Source organism: Streptomyces sp. NPDC104761 (assembly GCF_055583445.1).
The window spans coordinates 191,662-209,225 of sequence record NZ_JBVJNZ010000013.1 but is presented as its reverse complement, the minus strand read 5'-3'; the positions used below and the strand labels follow the sequence as shown (position 1 = coordinate 209,225).

Below are 17,564 nucleotides of genomic sequence, written 5' to 3'. Positions count from 1 at the left end.
TGGCGTATGACAAGGTCAGTTGTGGAACGACTCTTGCCCTCCTCGATGCCGACTTCGCGAACTATTCGTGTTGTACGGGTATGAGAACTTTCCGGCAGATACGACGGCAGCCGCCAGGGGCCCGGTCCGCCCGCGCCTATAGCATCCCGGCCATGGAGTCCCGCCTGACCCACCGGGTCGAAGAAGCCGTCGCCACGGTAGTCATCGGCAACCCGGCCAAACGCAACGCGATGACCGCGGAGATGTGGCGTGCCCTCCCGCCGCTCCTGGACGGCCTCGCGGGCGACCCCGCCGTGCGGGCCCTCGTGCTCACCGGCGAGGGCGGCACCTTCTGTGCCGGCGCCGACATCTCCACCCTCCGGGGCTCCCCCGCCGAGGCGCAGTCCCTCGCCGTCGCCGCCGAGGAGGCCCTCGCCGCGTTCCCCAAGCCGACGCTCGCCGCGGTGCGCGGCCACTGCGTGGGCGGCGGCTCGCAGCTCGCCGCCGCCTGCGACCTGCGGTTCGCCGAGGAGGGCGCGCTGTTCGGGGTGACACCGGCCAAACTCGGCATCGTCTACCCGGCCGCCTCCACCCGCCGCCTGGTGTCCCTCGTCGGCCCGGCCGCCACCAAGTACCTGCTCTTCTCCGGCGAGCTGATCGACGCGGAGCGGGCACTGCGCACCGGTCTGGTCGACGAGGTGCTGCCGGAGGGCGGGCTGGACAAGCGGGTGGCCGAGTTCACCCGGATCCTGGCCGGCCGCTCGCAGCTGACTCAGGCCGCCGCGAAGGAGTTCGCGAACGGCCGTACCGACCGGGACGCGCACTGGGCGGAGCAGGCGCGCGGCAGCGGGGACACCGCCGAGGGGGTCGCCGCCTTCCTGGAGCGCCGTCAGCCGCGGTTCACGTGGGCAGTTCCGCCCCGAGGATGAACCGGCTCTTCGAGCGGAGCAGGCCGACGACCTCGGCGGGCGCCTTGTGCGGGGAACCCGCGTCGTAGGGCGGCTGCGGGTCGTACTCGATCCCGAGCTGCACCGCCTGGGCGACCGCGTCTCCGCAGATCCGGCCGATCAGGGTCAGACCCATGTCGATGCCGGCGGAGACACCGGCCGCGGTGGCGTACTTGCCGTCGAGGACCACCCGATCCCCCGTCGGTTCGACGCCGAAGCCGCGCAGCTCGTCGAGGGCCAGCCAGTGCGAGGTGGCCCTCCGTCCGCCGAGGAGGCCCGCGGCGGCGAGCAGCAGGGAGCCGGTGCACACGGAGGTCGTCCAGGTGCTGGTGGCGTCGGCGGCGCGGATCCAGTCGAGGAGGGCCGCGTTCGTCATCTGGGCGGTCTGGCCCGGGCCGCCCGGGACAACCACGACATCGGGGTGCGGCACGTCGGCGAAGGTCTTCGCCGCGGTCAGAGCGAGCTGCCCGTTGTCGGTGCGGACGGGCCCGGCCTGCTCAGCAACGAAGACGGTCTCGGAGTCCGGGATCCGGCCCAGGGTCTCGTAGGGCCCCACGGCGTCGAGGGCGGTGAAGCGGTCGTAGAGGGCGATCGCGATCTGCATGGCTCTCCTAACGGGGTGGAACGGCGCGGGACGGGCTGAACCTGCGCCGGTATTCGGCGGGGGTCGTGCCGACGGCCCGGAGGAAGGCGCGGCGCATCGCCTCGGGCGTGCCGTAGCCGCTGGCGCGGGAGACCTCCTCGACGCCCTCGCCGGTGTCCTCCAGGAGCCGGCGGGCGTGTTCCAGCCGGACCCGGTCGACGTAGCGGCCGGGTGTCGTCCCGGTCTCGGCCTGGAAGGCGCGGGCGAAGTGGCGGGGCGAGAGCGTCGCGCGGGCGGCCAGGGCCTCGACGCTCAGGTCGTCGTCCGGATGCTCGGTGATCCACTGCTGGACCTCCCGCAGCGGTGCGCGCTGCGCGGTCTGGGCGGCGAGCTGGGCGCTGAACTGGGCCTGGTTGCCGGGCCTGCGCAGGAACACCACCAGGTGGCGGGCGACGGTGAGCGCGACGTCCCGGCCGAGGTCCTCCTCGACCAGCGCGAGCGCGAGGTCGATGCCGGAGGTGACGCCGGCCGAGGTGGCGACGCGGCCGTCCCGGACGTAGATCGGGTCGGGGTCGACCTCGACGGCGGGATGATCCCGCGCCAGCTGGTCGCAGTACGCCCAGTGGGTGGTCGCCCGGTGGCCGTCCAGCAGCCCGGCGGCGGCGAGCAGGACGGCGCCGGTGCAGACGGAGACCAGCCGCGCGGCGCGCGGCCCGTGCGCCCGCAGCCATGCCACCAGCTCCGGGTCGGGCCGCCGGGTGCCCTGCCCCCCGGGCACGAGCAGGGTGTGCGGCTCGGACACGCCGGCCAGGGTCTGGTCCGGTACGACCGTCAGCCCGCTGGAGGTGCGCACGGGAGCGCCGTCCAGGGAGGCGGTACGGATCCGGTAGCTGCCCGGGGTGTGGGTGTCGGCACCCGTGAAGACCTCCACCGGGCCGGTGACGTCGAGGCTCTGGACGCCGTCGAAGAGGACGACGAGAACGGTTCGCTGCGCCATGTCACCGATTGTTGGCCGGTCCGCCGATGGCCGCAATGACGAGCAGCCCACCTTTCCTGCCATCCCGGACGGCGTACGGCGCCGGCCCGGTCCGGACACTGGAAGTCCGTACCAACCAGTAAGTAGCGTGCCGCCATGACAACCGCCGTCCTGGAGCCGCGCGCCGGCCGCCGCTGCCACACTCTGCTCAACTCCCTGCACGCGACCCACTTCTTCAGCCCCGAGCTGGCCGAGGAACTGGCCGCGCTCGGGGTCACCCACCCGCGGGCCGTCAACTTCGCGGTGCGGGCGGCCGCGTTGGGCCCGGTCGGGGCCGGCACGGTGACGGCGACGTTCTACAACTACAAGCACGAGCTGGTGGCCCGGCACGTGCCGGGCGTCTGGGACACCGCGTCCCCGAAGGACGTGCTCGCCGCACGCGCACGTGCCGTCGACGCGTCGATGCGGCGGCTGCTCGGCGCGGACGCGGTGGTCTCCGACCGGATGGCCGAGGCCGCGCGGCTCGCGCTGCGCGCCACCGAGGCCTGCTCGCGCTCCGGGCGCCCGCTGTACGCCGCCCACGCCGACCTGCCGGTGCCTCAACAGCCCCACCTCGCCTACTGGTACGCGGGCACGCTGCTGCGCGAGCACCGCGGCGACGGGCACCTCGCGGTGCTGCTGGCGGCCGGGCTCGACGGTCTCGAGGCGGTGGTGACGCACACGGCGACGGGCAAGGGCATGGCCCCGAAGTGGGTGTTCGCCACGCGCGGCTGGAGCCAGGACGACTGGGACGCGGCGGTGGAACGGCTGCGGGACCGCGGCCTGCTCGACGCGGCGGGCGAGCTGACCGAGGCGGGGGCGGCCCTGCGGGCGGAGATCGAAACGGAGACGGACCGCCTGGACCGGGCGCCCTACGAGCACCTGGGAGCCGAGGGGGTGGCCCGCCTGACGGAACTGGCGGCGGACTTCGCAAGGACGGCGGTGGCCGCGGGGGCGTTCCCTGCGGACCTCCTCGGCAAGGGGTGACGCGGCGGGGACGGGAACCGGCCCGGGGCACGGCGGGTTCGGCACCGCCGGACCGCGCCGTCGTGGCTGAGCGCCGTTGCGGCGGATGGGGGGAGCGCGGATCGCCGGAAGCAGACAGGCCGGCGGAGCGGGCGGACCGCCGGAAGCGGACAGACGCCGGGAACAGGCGGATCGCCGGCTGCGGACAGGTCGCCGGGAGCGGGCGGGTTGTCGGGAACAGGCAGGCCGCCGGGAGCGGGCGGACCGCCGGAAGCGGACAGGTCGCCCGGAGCGGGCGGGTTGTCGGGAGAGGCGGATCGCCCGGAGCGGGCGGGTTGTCGGGAGAGGCGGATCGCCGGGAGCGGGCGGGTTGTGGGGAGGGGGCGGATTGTCGGGAAGGGGTGGCGGGTTGGGGCGATTCGTTTGTCTGGTTCGTTCGGGTGTGCGAATGGATCGTCGGGTGTGCGGGGGATTCGAGGTGTGTCCGTGTCGTGGAACGGCGCCCTGGGGCCCGGTTGTCGGTGTCACCTGCCACAATTGCGGCGCAACCTCAGTGGAGAAGGCGGTACGGGATCGTGACGACACCCGGGTCCCTGGTTCCAGGGTCCATCGAAGGCAGGATCGCCGAGGAGCTCGGCGTACGGGAGCGGCAGGTCAAGGCTGCCGTGGAGCTGCTCGACGGCGGTTCGACGGTGCCCTTCATCGCCCGCTACCGCAAGGAAGCGACCGAGATGCTCGACGACGCGCAGCTGCGCACGATCGAGGAGCGGCTGCGCTACCTGCGGGAGCTGGAGGAGCGGCGGACCGCGATCCTGGAGTCGGTGCGGGAGCAGGGCAAGCTCACCGCCGAGCTGGACGCGCAGATCCGGGGCGCTGAGACCAAGGCGCGGCTGGAGGACATCTACCTGCCGTACAAGCCGAAGCGGCGGACCAAGGCGCAGATCGCGCGGGAGGCCGGTCTCGAGCCGCTGGCCGAGGGGCTGCTCGGGGACCCGGGCGTGGAACCGCTGGCGGCCGCCGCCGCCTTCGTCGACGCCGGCAAGGGTGTCGCCGATCCGCAGGCCGCCCTGGACGGTGCCCGCGCGATCCTCACCGAGCGTTTCTCGGAGGACGCCGACCTCATCGGTGAGCTGCGCGAACGCATGTGGGTGCGCGGTCGGCTCGCCGCGAAGGTGCGGGACGGCAAGGAGGAGGCGGGCGCGAAGTTCGCCGACTACTTCGACTTCGCCGAGCCGTTCACCGAGCTGCCCTCGCACCGCATCCTGGCGATGCTCCGCGGCGAGAAGGAGGAGGTCCTCGACCTCGTCCTGGAGCCGGAGGAGCCGACCGAGGGCCCGTCGTCGTTCGAGGGCATCGTCGCGCACAGGTTCGGGATCGCCGACCGGGGCCGGCCGGCCGACAAGTGGCTGTCGGACACGGTCCGCTGGGCCTGGCGCACCCGGATCCTCGTCCATCTCGGCATCGACCTGCGGCTGCGGCTGCGCACGGCCGCCGAGGACGAGGCGGTCAACGTGTTCGCGGCGAACCTGCGCGACCTGCTGCTCGCCGCCCCGGCCGGCACGCGCGCGACGCTGGGCCTGGACCCCGGTTTCCGGACCGGTGTGAAGGTCGCCGTCGTCGACGCCACCGGCAAGGTGGTCGCCACCGACGTCATCTACCCGCACGTCCCGGCCAACAAGTGGGACGAGGCGATCGCCAAGCTGGCCCGGCTCGCAAGGGAGCACGCGGTCGACCTGGTCGCGATCGGCAACGGCACGGCGTCCCGCGAGACCGACAAGCTCGCCGGTGAGCTCATCACCAGGCACCCGGACCTGAAGCTCACCAAGGTGATGGTGTCCGAGGCCGGCGCGTCCGTGTACTCGGCCTCCGCCTTCGCCTCCCAGGAACTGCCCGACATGGACGTGTCGCTGCGCGGTGCCGTCTCCATCGCCCGCCGGCTCCAGGACCCCCTGGCCGAGCTGGTGAAGATCGACCCCAAGTCGATCGGCGTCGGCCAGTACCAGCACGACCTGTCCGAGGTGAAGCTGTCCCGTTCGCTGGACGCGGTGGTCGAGGACTGTGTGAACGGCGTGGGCGTGGACGTCAACACGGCGTCGGCCCCGCTCCTCGCCCGGGTCTCCGGCATCACCTCCGGACTCGCCGAGAACATCGTCGCCCACCGCGACGCCAACGGCCCGTTCACCTCCCGCGGCCAGCTGAAGAACGTGGCCCGGCTCGGCCCGAAGGCGTACGAGCAGTGTGCGGGCTTCCTGCGCATCCGCGGCGGCGACGACCCGCTGGACGCGTCGAGCGTCCACCCCGAGGCGTACCCCGTCGTCCGGCGGATGGTGAAGACGTCGGGCCAGGAGGTGGCCGCGCTCATCGGCAACACGGCGGCGCTGCGCTCGCTGCGGCCGTCGGACTTCGTGGACGAGACGTTCGGTCTGCCGACCGTCACCGACATCCTCAAGGAGCTGGAGAAGCCGGGGCGCGACCCGCGTCCGGCGTTCAAGACGGCCACCTTCAAGGAGGGCGTCGAGAAGATCTCCGACCTGTCCTCGGGGATGGTCCTGGAAGGGGTCGTGACGAACGTGGCGGCGTTCGGCGCGTTCGTCGACGTCGGTGTGCACCAGGACGGCCTGGTCCATGTCTCCGCGATGTCCAAGACGTTCGTCAAGGACCCGCGGGACGTGGTGAAGCCGGGTGACATCGTCAAGGTGAAGGTCCTCGACGTGGACATCCCGCGCAAGCGGATCTCGCTGACGCTGCGGCTGGACGACGAGGCGGTGGCCTCCGGCGGTGAGCGCCGCCAGCAACAGCAGCGGGGTGGCGGTGGGCGTCCGCCGCAGCAGCGGCAACAGCAGCAGCGGCAGGGGGGCGGTGCTCGTCAGGCGTCCGCGCCCGCTCCGGCGAACAGTGCGATGGCCGATGCTCTGCGCCGGGCCGGGTTGCTGGGCGGGAAGAACGGGAAGCGCTGACGGGGTCCTGACGGCGCCTTCGGGGGTGCTGGGGAGCTGCGGGTCCGTCGTGGCTGGTCGCGCAGTTCCTCCCCCGGCCCCTTCAGGCGGGGGTTCCCGGCGCCCCCGACGGGGTGCGTTTCCCTCGCCGGCACCGTCGCGCGCCGGCTATTTCCGTGGACAACGATCTCCTGATCCGAAGACTGGCTCCATGACTGGAGCTGACTTCAAGGCCGATCTTCATACGTACCTCCAGGACGCCCGTGACGTGCTGGTGTGGAAGCTGGAGGGGCTGTCCGAGTACGACATCCGGCGGCCGCTGACTCCCACCGGCACGAATCTGCTGGGCCTGGTCAAGCATCTCGCCGGTGCCGAGGCCTGGTACTTCGGGGCGGCGTTCGGGCGTCCCTTCGACGGAGCACCGCGGCTGTGGTTCACCGGAGACACGGAACCCAACGGAGATCTGTGGGCGCGGGCCGACGAGACGCGTGAAGAGCTGGTCGGCGTGTACCAGCGGATCCGGACCCACTCGGACGAGACGATCGCCGCCCTTCCCCTGGACGCGGTCGGTCGCCTGCCCGTCGACCCGCCGAAGGAGATCACCCTCCACCGCGTCCTCACCCACATGGTCGCCGAGACCCAGCGGCACGCCGGTCACGCCGACATCGTGCGCGAGCTCGTCGACGGCGCGACGGGGCAGCGGGTGAACGGTGCCAACATGGCGCCCGGCGACGCGGCGGCCTGGGCCGAGCACCGGGACCGCGTGGAGCGGGCGGCCGAGGAGGCAGGGCGAGGCGGTCGGTGACCCCGAGGCGAAAGGAGCATGCCAACTCGGCGTCGCACCTGTGCGCGTCCCATGAGGGCTCACGGCTACTGAGACAGGTCAGGCAGTGAGTGCCGCCCACAGCGTGGACAGCCGCCTGCCCGGCGGCTCCCGTCCACTGACGCCGGCACCCGCTCCCCCTGTCTCCCCCTGCGACGGCAGGCTCGACGTCACCGCCTGACGGATCACGTCTCCTTCGGCGGCTGGGCGGTGCCGTTCATCCGGGCGCGGTTCTCCGCGAGCAGTTCCTGGACGCGCTTCTCGACCTCCACGGGGTCGATGCCGAGGGCGCGGCCCATGTGGATGGACCACACCTCCGAGCGCACGTTGGTCTCGAAGTCCAGGTCGGCGCGGACGTTCTCGCGGGCGGCCTGGCGGTTCTGGCTCACCATCACGAAGGTGGACAGGAAGATCGCCTCCAGGCTGACGATCATGGTGAGCAGGCCGAAGGGGAACGGGTCCCAGATCGCGCCTTCGCCGAACACGCCCTCGTTGCAGACGATCCACACCGCGAACCACAGGGCGTGCAGGTAGACGAACGTCATGGTGCCGGCGAAGGCGGTGATCGCGTCGGCGATGCGGTCCTGGGTGCCGCGCAGTTGGGCGAGGACGTCCTGTTCGTTCACGATCCGCGGGGCCGACCGCTTCGGCGATGTGCTCATGGCCAGTCTCCTGCCGGGGTATGTGGGGGCCGGGTCGGGTCGTCGGTCGGCTGCTGGTGCGTTGTGGTTGCTCGCGCCCACGAGGCGGAGCCGCATGTCGACACAGTCCCGCGCCCGTTCGGAGGCGCTTTCAGCGTTCCGTCACCTTGCCCGACGCGACCTCCAGGCGGCGGGTCACGCGGACCGCGTCCAGCATGCGGCGGTCGTGGGTGACCAGGAGGAGGGTGCCCTCGTAGGTGTCGAGGGCGGACTCCAGCTGCTCGATCGCGGGGAGGTCGAGGTGGTTCGTCGGCTCGTCCAGGATCAGGAGGTTGACGCCGCGGCCCTGGAGGAGGGCCAGGGCCGCTCGGGTGCGTTCGCCCGGGGAGAGGGTGGCCGCCGACCGGAGCACGTGGTCCTGTTTGAGGCCGAACTTGGCCAGCAGGGTGCGTACTTCGACCGGTTCGGTGTCCGGGACGGCCGCGCAGAAGGCGTCCAGCAGGGACTCGGTGCCGTGGAAGAGCTCGCGGGCCTGGTCGACCTCGCCGACCAGGACGCCCGGGCCGAGGGCCGCCTGTCCGGCGTCCAGCTCCACCCGGCCCAGCAGCGCGGCGAGCAGCGTCGACTTGCCCGCGCCGTTGGCGCCGGTCACCGCGACCCGGTCCGCCCAGTCGATCTGGAGGGAGACCGGGCCGAACGTGAAGTCGCCGCGCCGTACCTCCGCGTCCCGCAGGGTGGCGACGACGGCGCCGGAGCGTGGGGCCGCCGCGATCTCCATGCGGAGTTCCCACTCCTTGCGGGGCTCCTCGACGACCTCGAGGCGTTCGATCATGCGCTGCGTCTGGCGGGCCTTGGCGGCCTGCTTCTCGCTGGCCTCGCTGCGGAACTTGCGGCCGATCTTGTCGTTGTCGTTGGATGCCTTGCGCCGGGCGTTCTTGACGCCCTTGTCCATCCAGGAACGCTGCATCTGGGCCCGGTCCTGGAGGGCGGCCCTCTTGTCGGCGTACTCCTCGTAGTCCTCGCGGGCGTGCCGGCGGGCCACGTCGCGTTCCTCCAGGTAGGCGCCGTAGCCGCCGCCGTAGAGGTGGATCTGCTGCTGGGCGAGGTCGAGTTCGAGGACCTTGGTGACCGTGCGGGTGAGGAACTCACGGTCGTGGCTGACGACGACCGTGCCGGCGCGCAGGCCGGTCACGAACCGTTCGAGGCGCTCCAGGCCGTCCAGGTCGAGGTCGTTGGTGGGCTCGTCGAGGAGGAAGACGTCGTAGCGGGACAGGAGCAGGGAGGCGAGGCCGGCGCGGGCGGCCTGGCCGCCGGAGAGGGAGGTCATCGGCTGGTCGAGGTCGACGGCCAGGCCGAGGGAGTCGGCGATGTCGTCGGCGCGCTCCTCCAGGTCGGCGCCGCCGAGGTCCAGCCAACGCTCCAGGCTGACGGCGTAGGCGTCGTCGGCGCCCGGTGCTCCGTCCACCAGGGCCTGGGTCGCCTCGTCCATCACGCGCTGTGCCTCGGCGACCCCGGTGCGCCGGGCGAGGAAGGCGCGGACGGTCTCGCCGGGCCGCCGCTCCGGCTCCTGCGGCAGGTGGCCGACGGTCGCGGTCGGCGGGGAGAGGCGCAGTTCGCCCTGCTCGGGGGCGGTGAGCCCGGCGAGCAGCCGGAGCAGGGTGGACTTGCCCGCGCCGTTGGCACCGACCAGACCGATCACGTCACCGGGCGCGACGACGAGGTCGAGCCCGGAGAAGAGCGAGCGGTCGCCGTGCCCGGCGGCGAGGTTCTTGGCGACGAGGGTGGCAGTCATCAGAACGCCGATCCTAATGCGCCGGGCAGCCCGTCCTCAGCCCCGTTCTGCCCCGGTCAGCGCTCCAGGGCGGCCACCAGCACGCTCCCGGAGGTGCGGGCCACGACGTAGGAGCCGCCCCTGGCCGCCCTGTCGTCCAGCGGGATGCGGTGGCTGCCGGGTTCCAGGACGCCGTCGAAGAGCTCGTTGGTACGGGGGCGGGAGAGGCGGTCGAGGCGGTACGACGTGAGCCGGACCCGGCAGGGCGAGGTGACCTCGACGCCGGCGGTGCCGTCGGCGGCGGCCAGAGCGGCCAGCCGGCGCTGCGGGAGCGGGCTGCGGTCGAGGGCGTGTTCGATCTGGGCGACGAGCAGCGGGACGATCGGCGCGAGTCCTTCGACGTAGGCCACCTCGACGCCCGCGCGCTCGAACGCCTGGCGTACGGCGGTCCGCTCGGCCTCGCCGGCCGCGGGGCCGAAGGCGACGGCCGCGTAGCCGCGGAGCTCCTCTGCGGGCACGCCGTCGGCGTCGCGGGTGATGTCGGCGCCGATGCCGATGGTGCGCAGGGCCGCGGCCAGTTTGGCGAGGAGGGCGACACGGGCGCCGATCAGCAGCACCCGGCGGCCGGGCGGCGGGCCGGAGTCGGCCAGGAGCGCACCGAGGGCCTCGCGGTACTCGGGGCCATGGAAGCGGAACGGGCCGATGCCGTGGTAGCCGTTGAGCTCCAGGTCGGCGTGTTCGGAGGTCTGCCAGGCGAAGTCCCGCCAGATGTAGTCGTCGCCGTCGTGTTCGATGACGGCGGTGACCGCGCCGCAGGCCAGGTCCTGGCACTCGGGGCAGCCGTAGACGACGTACCGGCCGTCGGGCAGTGGGGGCTCGGACTCCAGTAGGAGGCTGCGGACCTGGGCGGTGAAGATCGCGGGCGGGACGTCGGAGGCGAGCGGGGAGACGGCGTCCAGGTCGGAGAGCTGGAACAGCAGCGGGTGGCCGTCGACGACGAAGTCCACGAAGTTCCGGTGGAGCTGGTAGCCGCCGTCGGCGCGGACACCGCCGGCGCGCGTCGCCGGGGCCAGGCCGAAGGTCGCGTATGCGGCAGACATGCTGTGAGTATCCCCAGAGCGGGACGATCTGAGCGCGGCATGACATATTCCGCTAACGTCACGGTGTGCAGCCTGAGCTGAGTGACGAACTGATCGTGGTCGGTGGTGGGGTGGTCGGTCTGACCACGGCGGTGGTGCTGGCCGAGAGCGGGCGCCGGGTGCGGGTGTGGGCCCGGGAGACCGGCGGGCGTACGACCTCGGCGGTCGCCGGCGCGCTGTGGTGGCCGTACCGCATCGAGCCGGAGACGCTGGTCGGGGAATGGTCGCTCGCCTCCCTTGTCGTGTACGAGGCGCTGGCGGCGCGCCCGGAGGAGACGGGCGTACGCCTGGTCGAGGGCGTACACGGCGGCCTGCGGCTGGACGGGCTGGGTGCGTGGGCGGCCCGGGTGCCGGGGCTTGCCGAGACCGCGGAAGGGCTGGCGGCCCGGCTGCCGTTGATCGACATGCCGGTCCATCTGACATGGCTGCAAAAGCGGTTGGAGCGCGCGGGCGGGACGGTCGAGGAGCGGACGGTGGGCGCGCTGGACGAGGTGCCCGCGCCGGTCGTGGTCAACTGCACCGGGCTCGGGGCCCGTTCCCTGGTCCCGGATCCGGCGGTGCGTCCGGTGCGCGGGCAACTGGTAGTGGTGGAGAACCCGGGCATCACCACCTGGTACACGTCCGACGAGGTGGCGGGGGGTGCGTCCGCCTACTTCTTCCCGCAGCCCGGGGGGCTGCTGCTCGGCGGGACGGCGGAGGAGGGCGCCTGGTCGCTGGAGCCGGATCCCGAGGCGGCGGCCGGGATCGTGGCGCGCTGTGCCGAGGTCCGGCCGGAGATCGCCGGGGCGCGGGTGCTGGCCCACCGGGTGGGGTTGCGGCCGTACCGCCCGGCGGTCCGCCTGGAGCACGAACTGCGGCCCGACGGCGGGGTGCTGGTCCACAACTACGGGCACGGCGGGGCCGGGGTCACGGTCGCCTGGGGATGTGCTCGGGAGGCGGCCGGGCTGGTGGACACCGGCCCGGCCGCCTGAGCGGTCAGCCCGCGGGGACGCGCTGGACGGTGCGCGGGACGCGCAGGCCGTGCAGGGTCCTCGCCTCGGGGGCGGTCCAGCGGGCGGAGGTGGCGCGGGTGAACGCGGCCGCGCCGCCGACCAGCGGGACCCTGGCCGTCGTACGGGACAGGTCCACGCTGAGCGTCGGGGTGGTGGACGGCGGGTCGATGAGGTCCTTGTCCGTACCGGCGACGATCAGCGCCAGACGGTGGCCCTTGGGTACGACGTGGTCGGTGGCCGCCAGGTCGAGCGTGATCGTGTAGGCCTTGCCCGGGGTGAGCGGGACGCCCTTGCCGGGGTCGGCGTAGGTGCCGAGGTCGGCCCAGCCGCGGCTGAAGACGGTGTAGTCGACGGCCTTGGTCTTCGCCGCCGTCTTCAGGAAGCAGGCGCTGTCGCCTGCCGTGCTCTCGCCCCAGCAGGTGCGGTCGGTGAGGGTGGTGATGCCCTCGGCGGCGTCGGCGTAGTCCCGGACGGTGTCCGGGCCGAGGTCGACCAGGACGGCGGTCAGGTGGGCCGTCGAGGTGGTCGGGGTGGCGGTGACGGTCACCTTCGACGAGCCGGACAGCCGCAGGTCCCGGGTGAGCGGGGCGGTGAGGAAGCCGGCCTTGTCCGAGGTCGGGGTGGCGAGTTGCGCGGCCCAGTCGGTCTCGCTCTGCTGCGGGTCGTCGGTGAACGTCTCGGTGCCGGAGCCCTTGTGCAGGCCGAGGGTGCCGACGCCCGCCCGGGTGCCGGTGGCGGGGCGCAGGGTGGTGGTCTGCGTGCCGCGCGGCGGCCAGACGGAGGAGGTCACCCACTGGTCGGGGTGGCGCTCGATGTCGGCCATCGGCTCACGGTCGATGCCGTTGTCGTAGCCGAGGAGTTCGTGGTCGAACCACCGGTGCAGGGTGTCGACCCAGGCGCCGCGCCGGTAGTCGAAGGGGTCGACGTGCCCGGTCTGGGAGAGCCAGATCTTGCGCTCGACGCCGTTCTTGGCGAGGGCGTCCCACCACTGGCCGAAGTGCTTGGTGCGGACGTTGAGGTCCTGCATGCCGTGCACGAGGAAGACGCTGGCCGTCACCTTGGCAGCGTCCTTGACGTAGTCGCGCTCGGTCCACAGGCCGGTCCAGTCGCCGCTGCGCGGGGCGCCGTCGACCAGTTTCTGCTGGACGGCACCGCACTTCGCGTAAGCGGCGTCGCTCTCCACGGCGCCCGCCAGCCAGTCCGGGCCCGAGTCGTAGAGCGGGGCGCCCTGGGCGAAGTAGTAGTCGTACCAGGAGGAGATGGCGCTGATCGGGACGATCGTTCTGAGCCCCTTGACGCCGGTGGCGGCCACGCCGTTGGCGATGGTGCCGTCCCAGCTCTTGCCGATCATGCCGGTCCTGCCGTTGGTCCAGCTCGCCTTGACGGTGGTGGTTCCGGTGCGGCTGCTGTAGGCCTTGGCGCGGCCGTTGAGCCAGTCGACGACGGCCTTCGCGGACTGGATGTCGGAGCGGCCGCCGACGTCCACGCAGCCGTCGGAGCGGTTGGTGCCGGCCAGGTCGACGCCGACGACGGCGTAGCCGCGGGGCACGAAGTAGTTGTCGTAGAAGAGCGGCATCTGGACGACGTTCCCAGCCGCGTCGTACGTCTTCAGCTGGCTCTCGTTGCCGCGTCCGCAGCAGGAGTAGTAGGGGCTGGCGTCCATGATGACCGGCACCTTGCGGCCCTGCGCGGCGGGTTCGGAGGGCCGGACGATGTCGGCGGCGACCCGGTCGGTCTTCCCGTCGCCGTCGGAGTCGAGGCCGGTGTCCACCCAGACGGCCTCGCGGATGGCGTTGGCGTACGAGTAGACGGGTTGGCTCTCGCGAAGGGCGCCGGAAGCCTGGGCCGCGGCCGGGGTGAGGAAGGCGGCGATCAGGGCGGCGACGGCCGCGACGGCGAGCGGTCTCCAGATCGTGAAGCGCGTGCGTTTCGGCATGGGGCGGACGCTACCCGGGTCAACTCCCGTGCAGAAGGGGGCATCTGGGGGACCGTCAGGGCGGATTACGGCCGAATGGCGATCGTGTGACAGCAGGTGCCATGGACAGGCCAGGTGACACAGGGACTGAATAGGCTCCGAACAGTTTCGTGCTCCATCGACTTGGGGCGTCCCGTCGCGGTGCGGCGGACGCGCCTCGGCCCCCTACCGACTTGGAGTTCTCGTGCACCGCAGAATCCTCGCGCCGGGCGCCCTCGCGGCGGCCTCCCTGCTGCTGGCGATCCCGGCATCGGCCGCGAGCTACAGCCCGGGCGCACCGGGCATCGGCGACCCCTACTACCCGTACTACGGCAACGGCGGTTACGACGTCTCCCACTACGACCTCCGCCTGCAGTACCAGCCGGCCACCGACGAGCTGTCCGGTACGGCGACGATCCTGGCGCGGACCACGCAGGACCTGTCCAGCTTCGACCTGGACTTCCTGCTGGACGTCAGCGAGGTACGGGTGAACGGGGTGAAGGCGGGCTTCGCCACGTCCGGTCAGCACGAACTGGTCGTCACCCCGAAGTCGCCGCTGGCCAAGGGCACGCAGGTCACCGTCGTCGTCCGCTACAGCGGGGTGCCGTCGACCAAGAGCGCGTACGGCTTCAACACCTGGCACCGCACCCCGGACGGTGCGGTCGCGGCGGACGAGCCCGAGGCCGCCTGGTGGTGGTACCCGAGCAACGACCACCCGCTGGACAAGGCGACCTACGACGTGTCGGTGGCCGTCCCCGACGGCACCCAGGTCATCTCCAACGGCTCTCTCCAGTCGACGAGTTCGAAGCTCGGCTGGACCCGGTACAACTGGCGGCAGAACAAGCCGCAGGCGACCTACCTGACCACCCTGGCCGTCGGGAAGTTCGACATCACGACGAGCACCTCCGAGGGCGGGGTGCCGGTCGTCAACGCCTACAGCAAGGACCTCGGCGACAACGACGGGGCGGCCCGGGCGAGCGTGGAACGCACCGGGGAGCTCGTCGACTGGCTCTCCGGCTACTTCGGGCCGTATCCCTTCGACTCGGCCGGCGGGTACGTGCCGAACACCACCACCGGGTACGCGCTGGAGACGCAGACCCGCGTCTACTACAGCCCGAAGCAGTTCGCGAACGGTTCCAACACGTCGGTGGTCGTGCACGAGCTGGCCCACCAGTGGTACGGCGATGACGTCTCCCTCAAGGGCTGGAAGGACATCTGGCTCAACGAGGGGTTCGCCCGCTATGCGCAGTGGCTGTGGTCGGAGCACGAGGGCGAGGGCACGACGCAGGAGCTGGCCGACTACGTGTACGCGTCGCATCCGGCCGACGACGCGTTCTGGACGGTGAAGCCGGGGGATCCCGGTCCCGACGACCAGTTCGACATCGCTGTCTACGACCGGGGGGCGCTGGCGGTCCAGGCGCTGCGGAACGCGGTCGGGGACGACGCGTTCTTCGCGATCCTGAAGGGGTGGCCGAAGGAGCACGCGTACGGGAACGCGTCCGTGGCCGACTTCGAGGAGTATGCGGAGAAGGTGTCGGGGAAGTCGCTGTCCGGGCTGTTCGACGCGTGGCTGTTCCAGCCGGCCAAGCCGGCGGCGCCTGCGTCTGCGTTCAGGGCCGTGGTGGCTCCGGTGCAGCCGAAGTCGTGGAAGCGGATCGAGGCTACGAACGACGTGCACTGAGGGGGTGCCCGGTGCGGTGAGTGGGGGGCTGCGGGTCCGTTGTGGCTGGTCGCGCAGTTCCCCGCGCCCCTTACGGGGCGCTGTCCTGGCCGTGGTCGTACACGGTGACCGGGATTCGGCGGGCCACCAGCCGCTCCGCTATCAGCGGCTCGATCCGGGACCACTTTCCGCCCGCCAGGCCGCAGCCGATGCGGGGCATGTGCACGGACGCGCCGCGTTCGAGCGCCTCGTCGGCGAGCTTGGCCAGCGCCGTGTCGATCGCCTCGTACCGGACCGGTACGCCCTTGCTGCCGGTCCTGGTCCCCCGCTGGCCGATCATGTTGGCCACCCAGATGTAGCGCTCGACCTGGACCAGCTGGACGGCGCCCAGGCCGAAGTCGTTGTTCGCCCGGTCGCGGTGCCAGGCTCGGTAGGCCTTCTCGGGCTCGGGCCAGCGGCGGGAGAGGGCCAGCACGAAGCCCTTTCCCCAGCCGCCCAGGTCGTTGCAGACGTGGGCGATGACCTTGACGCCCTTGCCCGACGGGGTGGTGGCGTCGCCTCGGATGTATGTGATCTCCCCCATGACGCCACCGTAGGCGATGCCACTGACAACAGCGCCGAGCTGCTACTTCGTGAGCTGGGTCAGCTCCTTGTCGGCCGCCTGGGAGACCCGGCGGCGGACGCCGAACCAGCCGGCCACCAGGAGGGCGGCGATCACCGGGATGAGCAGGAGGGTCTTGCGGCCGACGTCGGGGTCGTTCCACATCATGCCGAGGCAGACCAGCAGGAAGGCGATGGTGGTGATCTCGGTCGCCGGGCTGAAGCGGAGGCGGAACGCCGGGCGCTCGACCAGGCCGGCCCTCGCGCGGCGGACGAAGACCAGGTGGCAGAGCATGATGATCACCCAGGTGCTGATGATGCCGAGGGAGGCGACGTTCAGCACGATCTCGAAGGCCTGGCTGGGCACCAGGTAGTTCAGACCGACACCGAGCACGCAGACCGCGCAGGTCAGCAGGATGCCGCCGTAGGGCACCTGGCTGCGGTTCATGCGTGCGGTGAACTTCGGGGCCGAACCGGCCACCGCCATGGAGCGCAGGATGCGGCCCGTGGAGTAGAGGCCGGAGTTGAGGGAGGACATCGCCGCGGTGAGGACCACCAGGTTCATCACGTCACCGGCGCCCGAGACGCCGATCTTGGAGAGGACGGTGACGAAGGGGCTCTCGTCGGCCGAGTAGACCGAGCCGGGGAGGAGGAGGGCCAGGAGGACGACCGAGCCGACGTAGAAGAGGCCGACGCGCCACATGATCGAGTTCACCGCGCGCGGGACGACCTTCTCGGGCTCGGCGGTCTCGCCCGCCGCGACGCCGACCAGCTCCAGGGCCGCGTACGCGAAGATCACGCCCTGCATGACCAGGACGACCGGCATCAGCCCGTGCGGCAGGACGCCGCCGTGGTCGCCGATGACGCTCACGCCGGGGGTCTGTCCGTCGACCTTGTGCTGGGTGGCGAGCAGGAAGATGCCGATCAGCATGAAGCCGACGAGGGTGGCGACCTTGATGATCGCGAACCAGAACTCCATCTCGCCGAAGATCTTCACCGAGATCAGGTTCACCGCCACGACGACGGCGAGGGCGACCAGCGCGAGCGTCCACTGGGGAATGCTCGTGAACATGCTCCAGTAGTGGGTGTAGAGCGCGATCGCGGTGATGTCGGCGATGCCGGTGGTCGACCAGTTCAGGAAGTACATCCAGCCGGCGACGTACGCGCCCTTCTCGCCGAGGAACTCGCGCGCGTACGACACGAAGGAGCCGGAGGAGGGCCGGTAGAGGACCAGCTCGCCGAGGGCGCGGACCACGAAGAAGGCGAAGATGCCGCAGACCAGGTAGGCGAGGGCGAGGGCCGGGCCCGCGTTGTGCAGACGGCCGCCGGCACCCAGGAAGAGGCCGGTGCCGATCGCGCCGCCGATGGCGATCATGTTGACGTGGCGGGCCTTGAGGCCCTTGCTGTAGCCGGCGTCACCCGCGTCCACGGGCGCCTGGGCCGCGTCGGTCCGGGTGGCGGCAGCCTGTGCCGTGTCCACGGAGTCCTTGCTCACAGGGGGGTTCCACTCTCTGGTGCGCCCGAGCGGGTCACGCCGGGTGTCCGGATGTAGTCGGTC

At 71.9% G+C, this 17,564-nt stretch carries 14 protein-coding genes; 6 read left to right on the top strand and 8 right to left on the bottom strand.

The features are described 5' to 3' along the window. Nucleotides 1-152: 152 nt before the first annotated feature. Nucleotides 153-908: an enoyl-CoA hydratase/isomerase family protein gene (locus tag ACZ63F_RS31430; RefSeq protein WP_352360260.1), complete on the top strand. Its 756-nt coding sequence runs from the start codon at nt 153-155 to the stop codon at nt 906-908. Here the strand turns inward: ACZ63F_RS31430 and ACZ63F_RS31425 are convergent. Both ACZ63F_RS31425 and ACZ63F_RS31420 read right to left on the bottom strand, forming a co-directional pair. After that, a complete protein-coding gene (locus ACZ63F_RS31425; RefSeq protein ID WP_469716062.1) occupies nt 880-1,530 on the bottom strand; it encodes a DJ-1/PfpI family protein in 651 nt (216 codons plus the stop codon). The genes ACZ63F_RS31430 and ACZ63F_RS31425 overlap by 29 nt on opposite strands. A 7-nt stretch (nt 1,531-1,537) precedes the next feature. Then, the gene (locus tag ACZ63F_RS31420; protein WP_469716061.1) at nt 1,538-2,506 is read right to left on the bottom strand and encodes a GlxA family transcriptional regulator; all 969 of its coding nucleotides are present in this window, start codon (nt 2,504-2,506) and stop codon (nt 1,538-1,540) included. A gap of 135 nt (nt 2,507-2,641) precedes the next feature. Between ACZ63F_RS31420 and ACZ63F_RS31415 the strand changes: the two genes are divergently transcribed. From ACZ63F_RS31415 to ACZ63F_RS31405, 3 genes are all read left to right on the top strand, one after another. Then, nucleotides 2,642-3,511 carry an SCO6745 family protein gene (locus ACZ63F_RS31415; RefSeq protein ID WP_469716059.1) on the top strand — a complete coding sequence of 290 codons (870 nt, stop codon included), beginning with the start codon at nt 2,642-2,644 and terminating at the stop codon, nt 3,509-3,511. A 554-nt stretch (nt 3,512-4,065) separates the two neighbouring features. Further along, the gene (locus tag ACZ63F_RS31410) at nt 4,066-6,447 is read left to right on the top strand and encodes a Tex family protein (RefSeq protein ID WP_469716056.1); all 2,382 of its coding nucleotides are present in this window, start codon (nt 4,066-4,068) and stop codon (nt 6,445-6,447) included. A 190-nt stretch (nt 6,448-6,637) separates the two neighbouring features. Further along, nucleotides 6,638-7,231: a DinB family protein gene (locus ACZ63F_RS31405; RefSeq protein WP_469716054.1), complete on the top strand. Its 594-nt coding sequence runs from the start codon at nt 6,638-6,640 to the stop codon at nt 7,229-7,231. A 203-nt stretch (nt 7,232-7,434) separates the two neighbouring features. Here the strand turns inward: ACZ63F_RS31405 and ACZ63F_RS31400 are convergent, their stop codons facing one another. The 3 genes from ACZ63F_RS31400 to ACZ63F_RS31390 all read right to left on the bottom strand — a co-directional run bounded on the left by ACZ63F_RS31400 (nt 7,435) and on the right by ACZ63F_RS31390 (nt 10,761). Continuing rightward, a complete protein-coding gene (locus ACZ63F_RS31400) occupies nt 7,435-7,911 on the bottom strand; it encodes a DUF1003 domain-containing protein (protein ID WP_352360272.1) in 477 nt (158 codons plus the stop codon). Between the two features lie 130 nt (nt 7,912-8,041). Then, nucleotides 8,042-9,682: an ABC-F family ATP-binding cassette domain-containing protein gene (locus tag ACZ63F_RS31395; RefSeq protein ID WP_469716052.1), complete on the bottom strand. Its 1,641-nt coding sequence runs from the start codon at nt 9,680-9,682 to the stop codon at nt 8,042-8,044. Nucleotides 9,683-9,738: 56 nt separating this feature from the next. Next, nucleotides 9,739-10,761 (bottom strand): oxidoreductase, encoded by a 1,023-nt coding sequence (locus tag ACZ63F_RS31390; protein WP_469716050.1) that lies wholly within the window; start codon nt 10,759-10,761, stop codon nt 9,739-9,741. Between the two features lie 89 nt (nt 10,762-10,850). Here ACZ63F_RS31390 and ACZ63F_RS31385 point away from each other — a divergent pair, with 89 nt between their 5' ends. Then, the gene (locus tag ACZ63F_RS31385) at nt 10,851-11,771 is read left to right on the top strand and encodes an FAD-dependent oxidoreductase (RefSeq protein WP_469716262.1); all 921 of its coding nucleotides are present in this window, start codon (nt 10,851-10,853) and stop codon (nt 11,769-11,771) included. 4 nt (nt 11,772-11,775) lie between these two features. On the opposite strand, the gene ACZ63F_RS31380 is transcribed toward ACZ63F_RS31385, so the two are convergent. Then, a complete protein-coding gene (locus ACZ63F_RS31380; protein WP_469716048.1) occupies nt 11,776-13,728 on the bottom strand; it encodes a Xaa-Pro dipeptidyl-peptidase in 1,953 nt (650 codons plus the stop codon). Between the two features lie 223 nt (nt 13,729-13,951). On the opposite strand from ACZ63F_RS31380, the gene ACZ63F_RS31375 reads away from it, so the two are divergent. Next, nucleotides 13,952-15,427, top strand: coding sequence for a M1 family metallopeptidase (locus ACZ63F_RS31375; protein ID WP_469716046.1), 1,476 nt, complete (start codon nt 13,952-13,954; stop codon nt 15,425-15,427). Nucleotides 15,428-15,497: 70 nt separating this feature from the next. Here the strand turns inward: ACZ63F_RS31375 and ACZ63F_RS31370 are convergent, their stop codons facing one another. Beyond that, entirely contained in the window at nt 15,498-15,989 is a 492-nt protein-coding gene (locus ACZ63F_RS31370; protein WP_469716045.1) for a macro domain-containing protein, read from the bottom strand. A gap of 42 nt (nt 15,990-16,031) precedes the next feature. Continuing rightward, nucleotides 16,032-17,501 carry an amino acid permease gene (locus tag ACZ63F_RS31365; protein ID WP_469716043.1) on the bottom strand — a complete coding sequence of 490 codons (1,470 nt, stop codon included), beginning with the start codon at nt 17,499-17,501 and terminating at the stop codon, nt 16,032-16,034. Between the last annotated feature and the right edge of the window lie 63 nt (nt 17,502-17,564).

What these genes read in the sequence shown, in the direction of transcription:
- ACZ63F_RS31425 (WP_469716062.1), bottom strand. Translation starts at nt 1,530, where the DNA reads ATGCAGATCGCGATCGCCCTCTACGACCGCTTCACCGCCCTCGACGCC.
- ACZ63F_RS31390 (WP_469716050.1), bottom strand. Translation starts at nt 10,761, where the DNA reads ATGTCTGCCGCATACGCGACCTTCGGCCTGGCCCCGGCGACGCGCGCC.
- ACZ63F_RS31415 (WP_469716059.1), top strand. Translation starts at nt 2,642, where the DNA reads ATGACAACCGCCGTCCTGGAGCCGCGCGCCGGCCGCCGCTGCCACACT.
- ACZ63F_RS31380 (WP_469716048.1), bottom strand. Translation starts at nt 13,728, where the DNA reads ATGCCGAAACGCACGCGCTTCACGATCTGGAGACCGCTCGCCGTCGCG.
- ACZ63F_RS31420 (WP_469716061.1), bottom strand. Translation starts at nt 2,506, where the DNA reads ATGGCGCAGCGAACCGTTCTCGTCGTCCTCTTCGACGGCGTCCAGAGC.
- ACZ63F_RS31395 (WP_469716052.1), bottom strand. Translation starts at nt 9,682, where the DNA reads ATGACTGCCACCCTCGTCGCCAAGAACCTCGCCGCCGGGCACGGCGAC.
- ACZ63F_RS31405 (WP_469716054.1), top strand. Translation starts at nt 6,638, where the DNA reads ATGACTGGAGCTGACTTCAAGGCCGATCTTCATACGTACCTCCAGGAC.
- ACZ63F_RS31430 (WP_352360260.1), top strand. Translation starts at nt 153, where the DNA reads ATGGAGTCCCGCCTGACCCACCGGGTCGAAGAAGCCGTCGCCACGGTA.
- ACZ63F_RS31400 (WP_352360272.1), bottom strand. Translation starts at nt 7,911, where the DNA reads ATGAGCACATCGCCGAAGCGGTCGGCCCCGCGGATCGTGAACGAACAG.
- ACZ63F_RS31370 (WP_469716045.1), bottom strand. Translation starts at nt 15,989, where the DNA reads ATGGGGGAGATCACATACATCCGAGGCGACGCCACCACCCCGTCGGGC.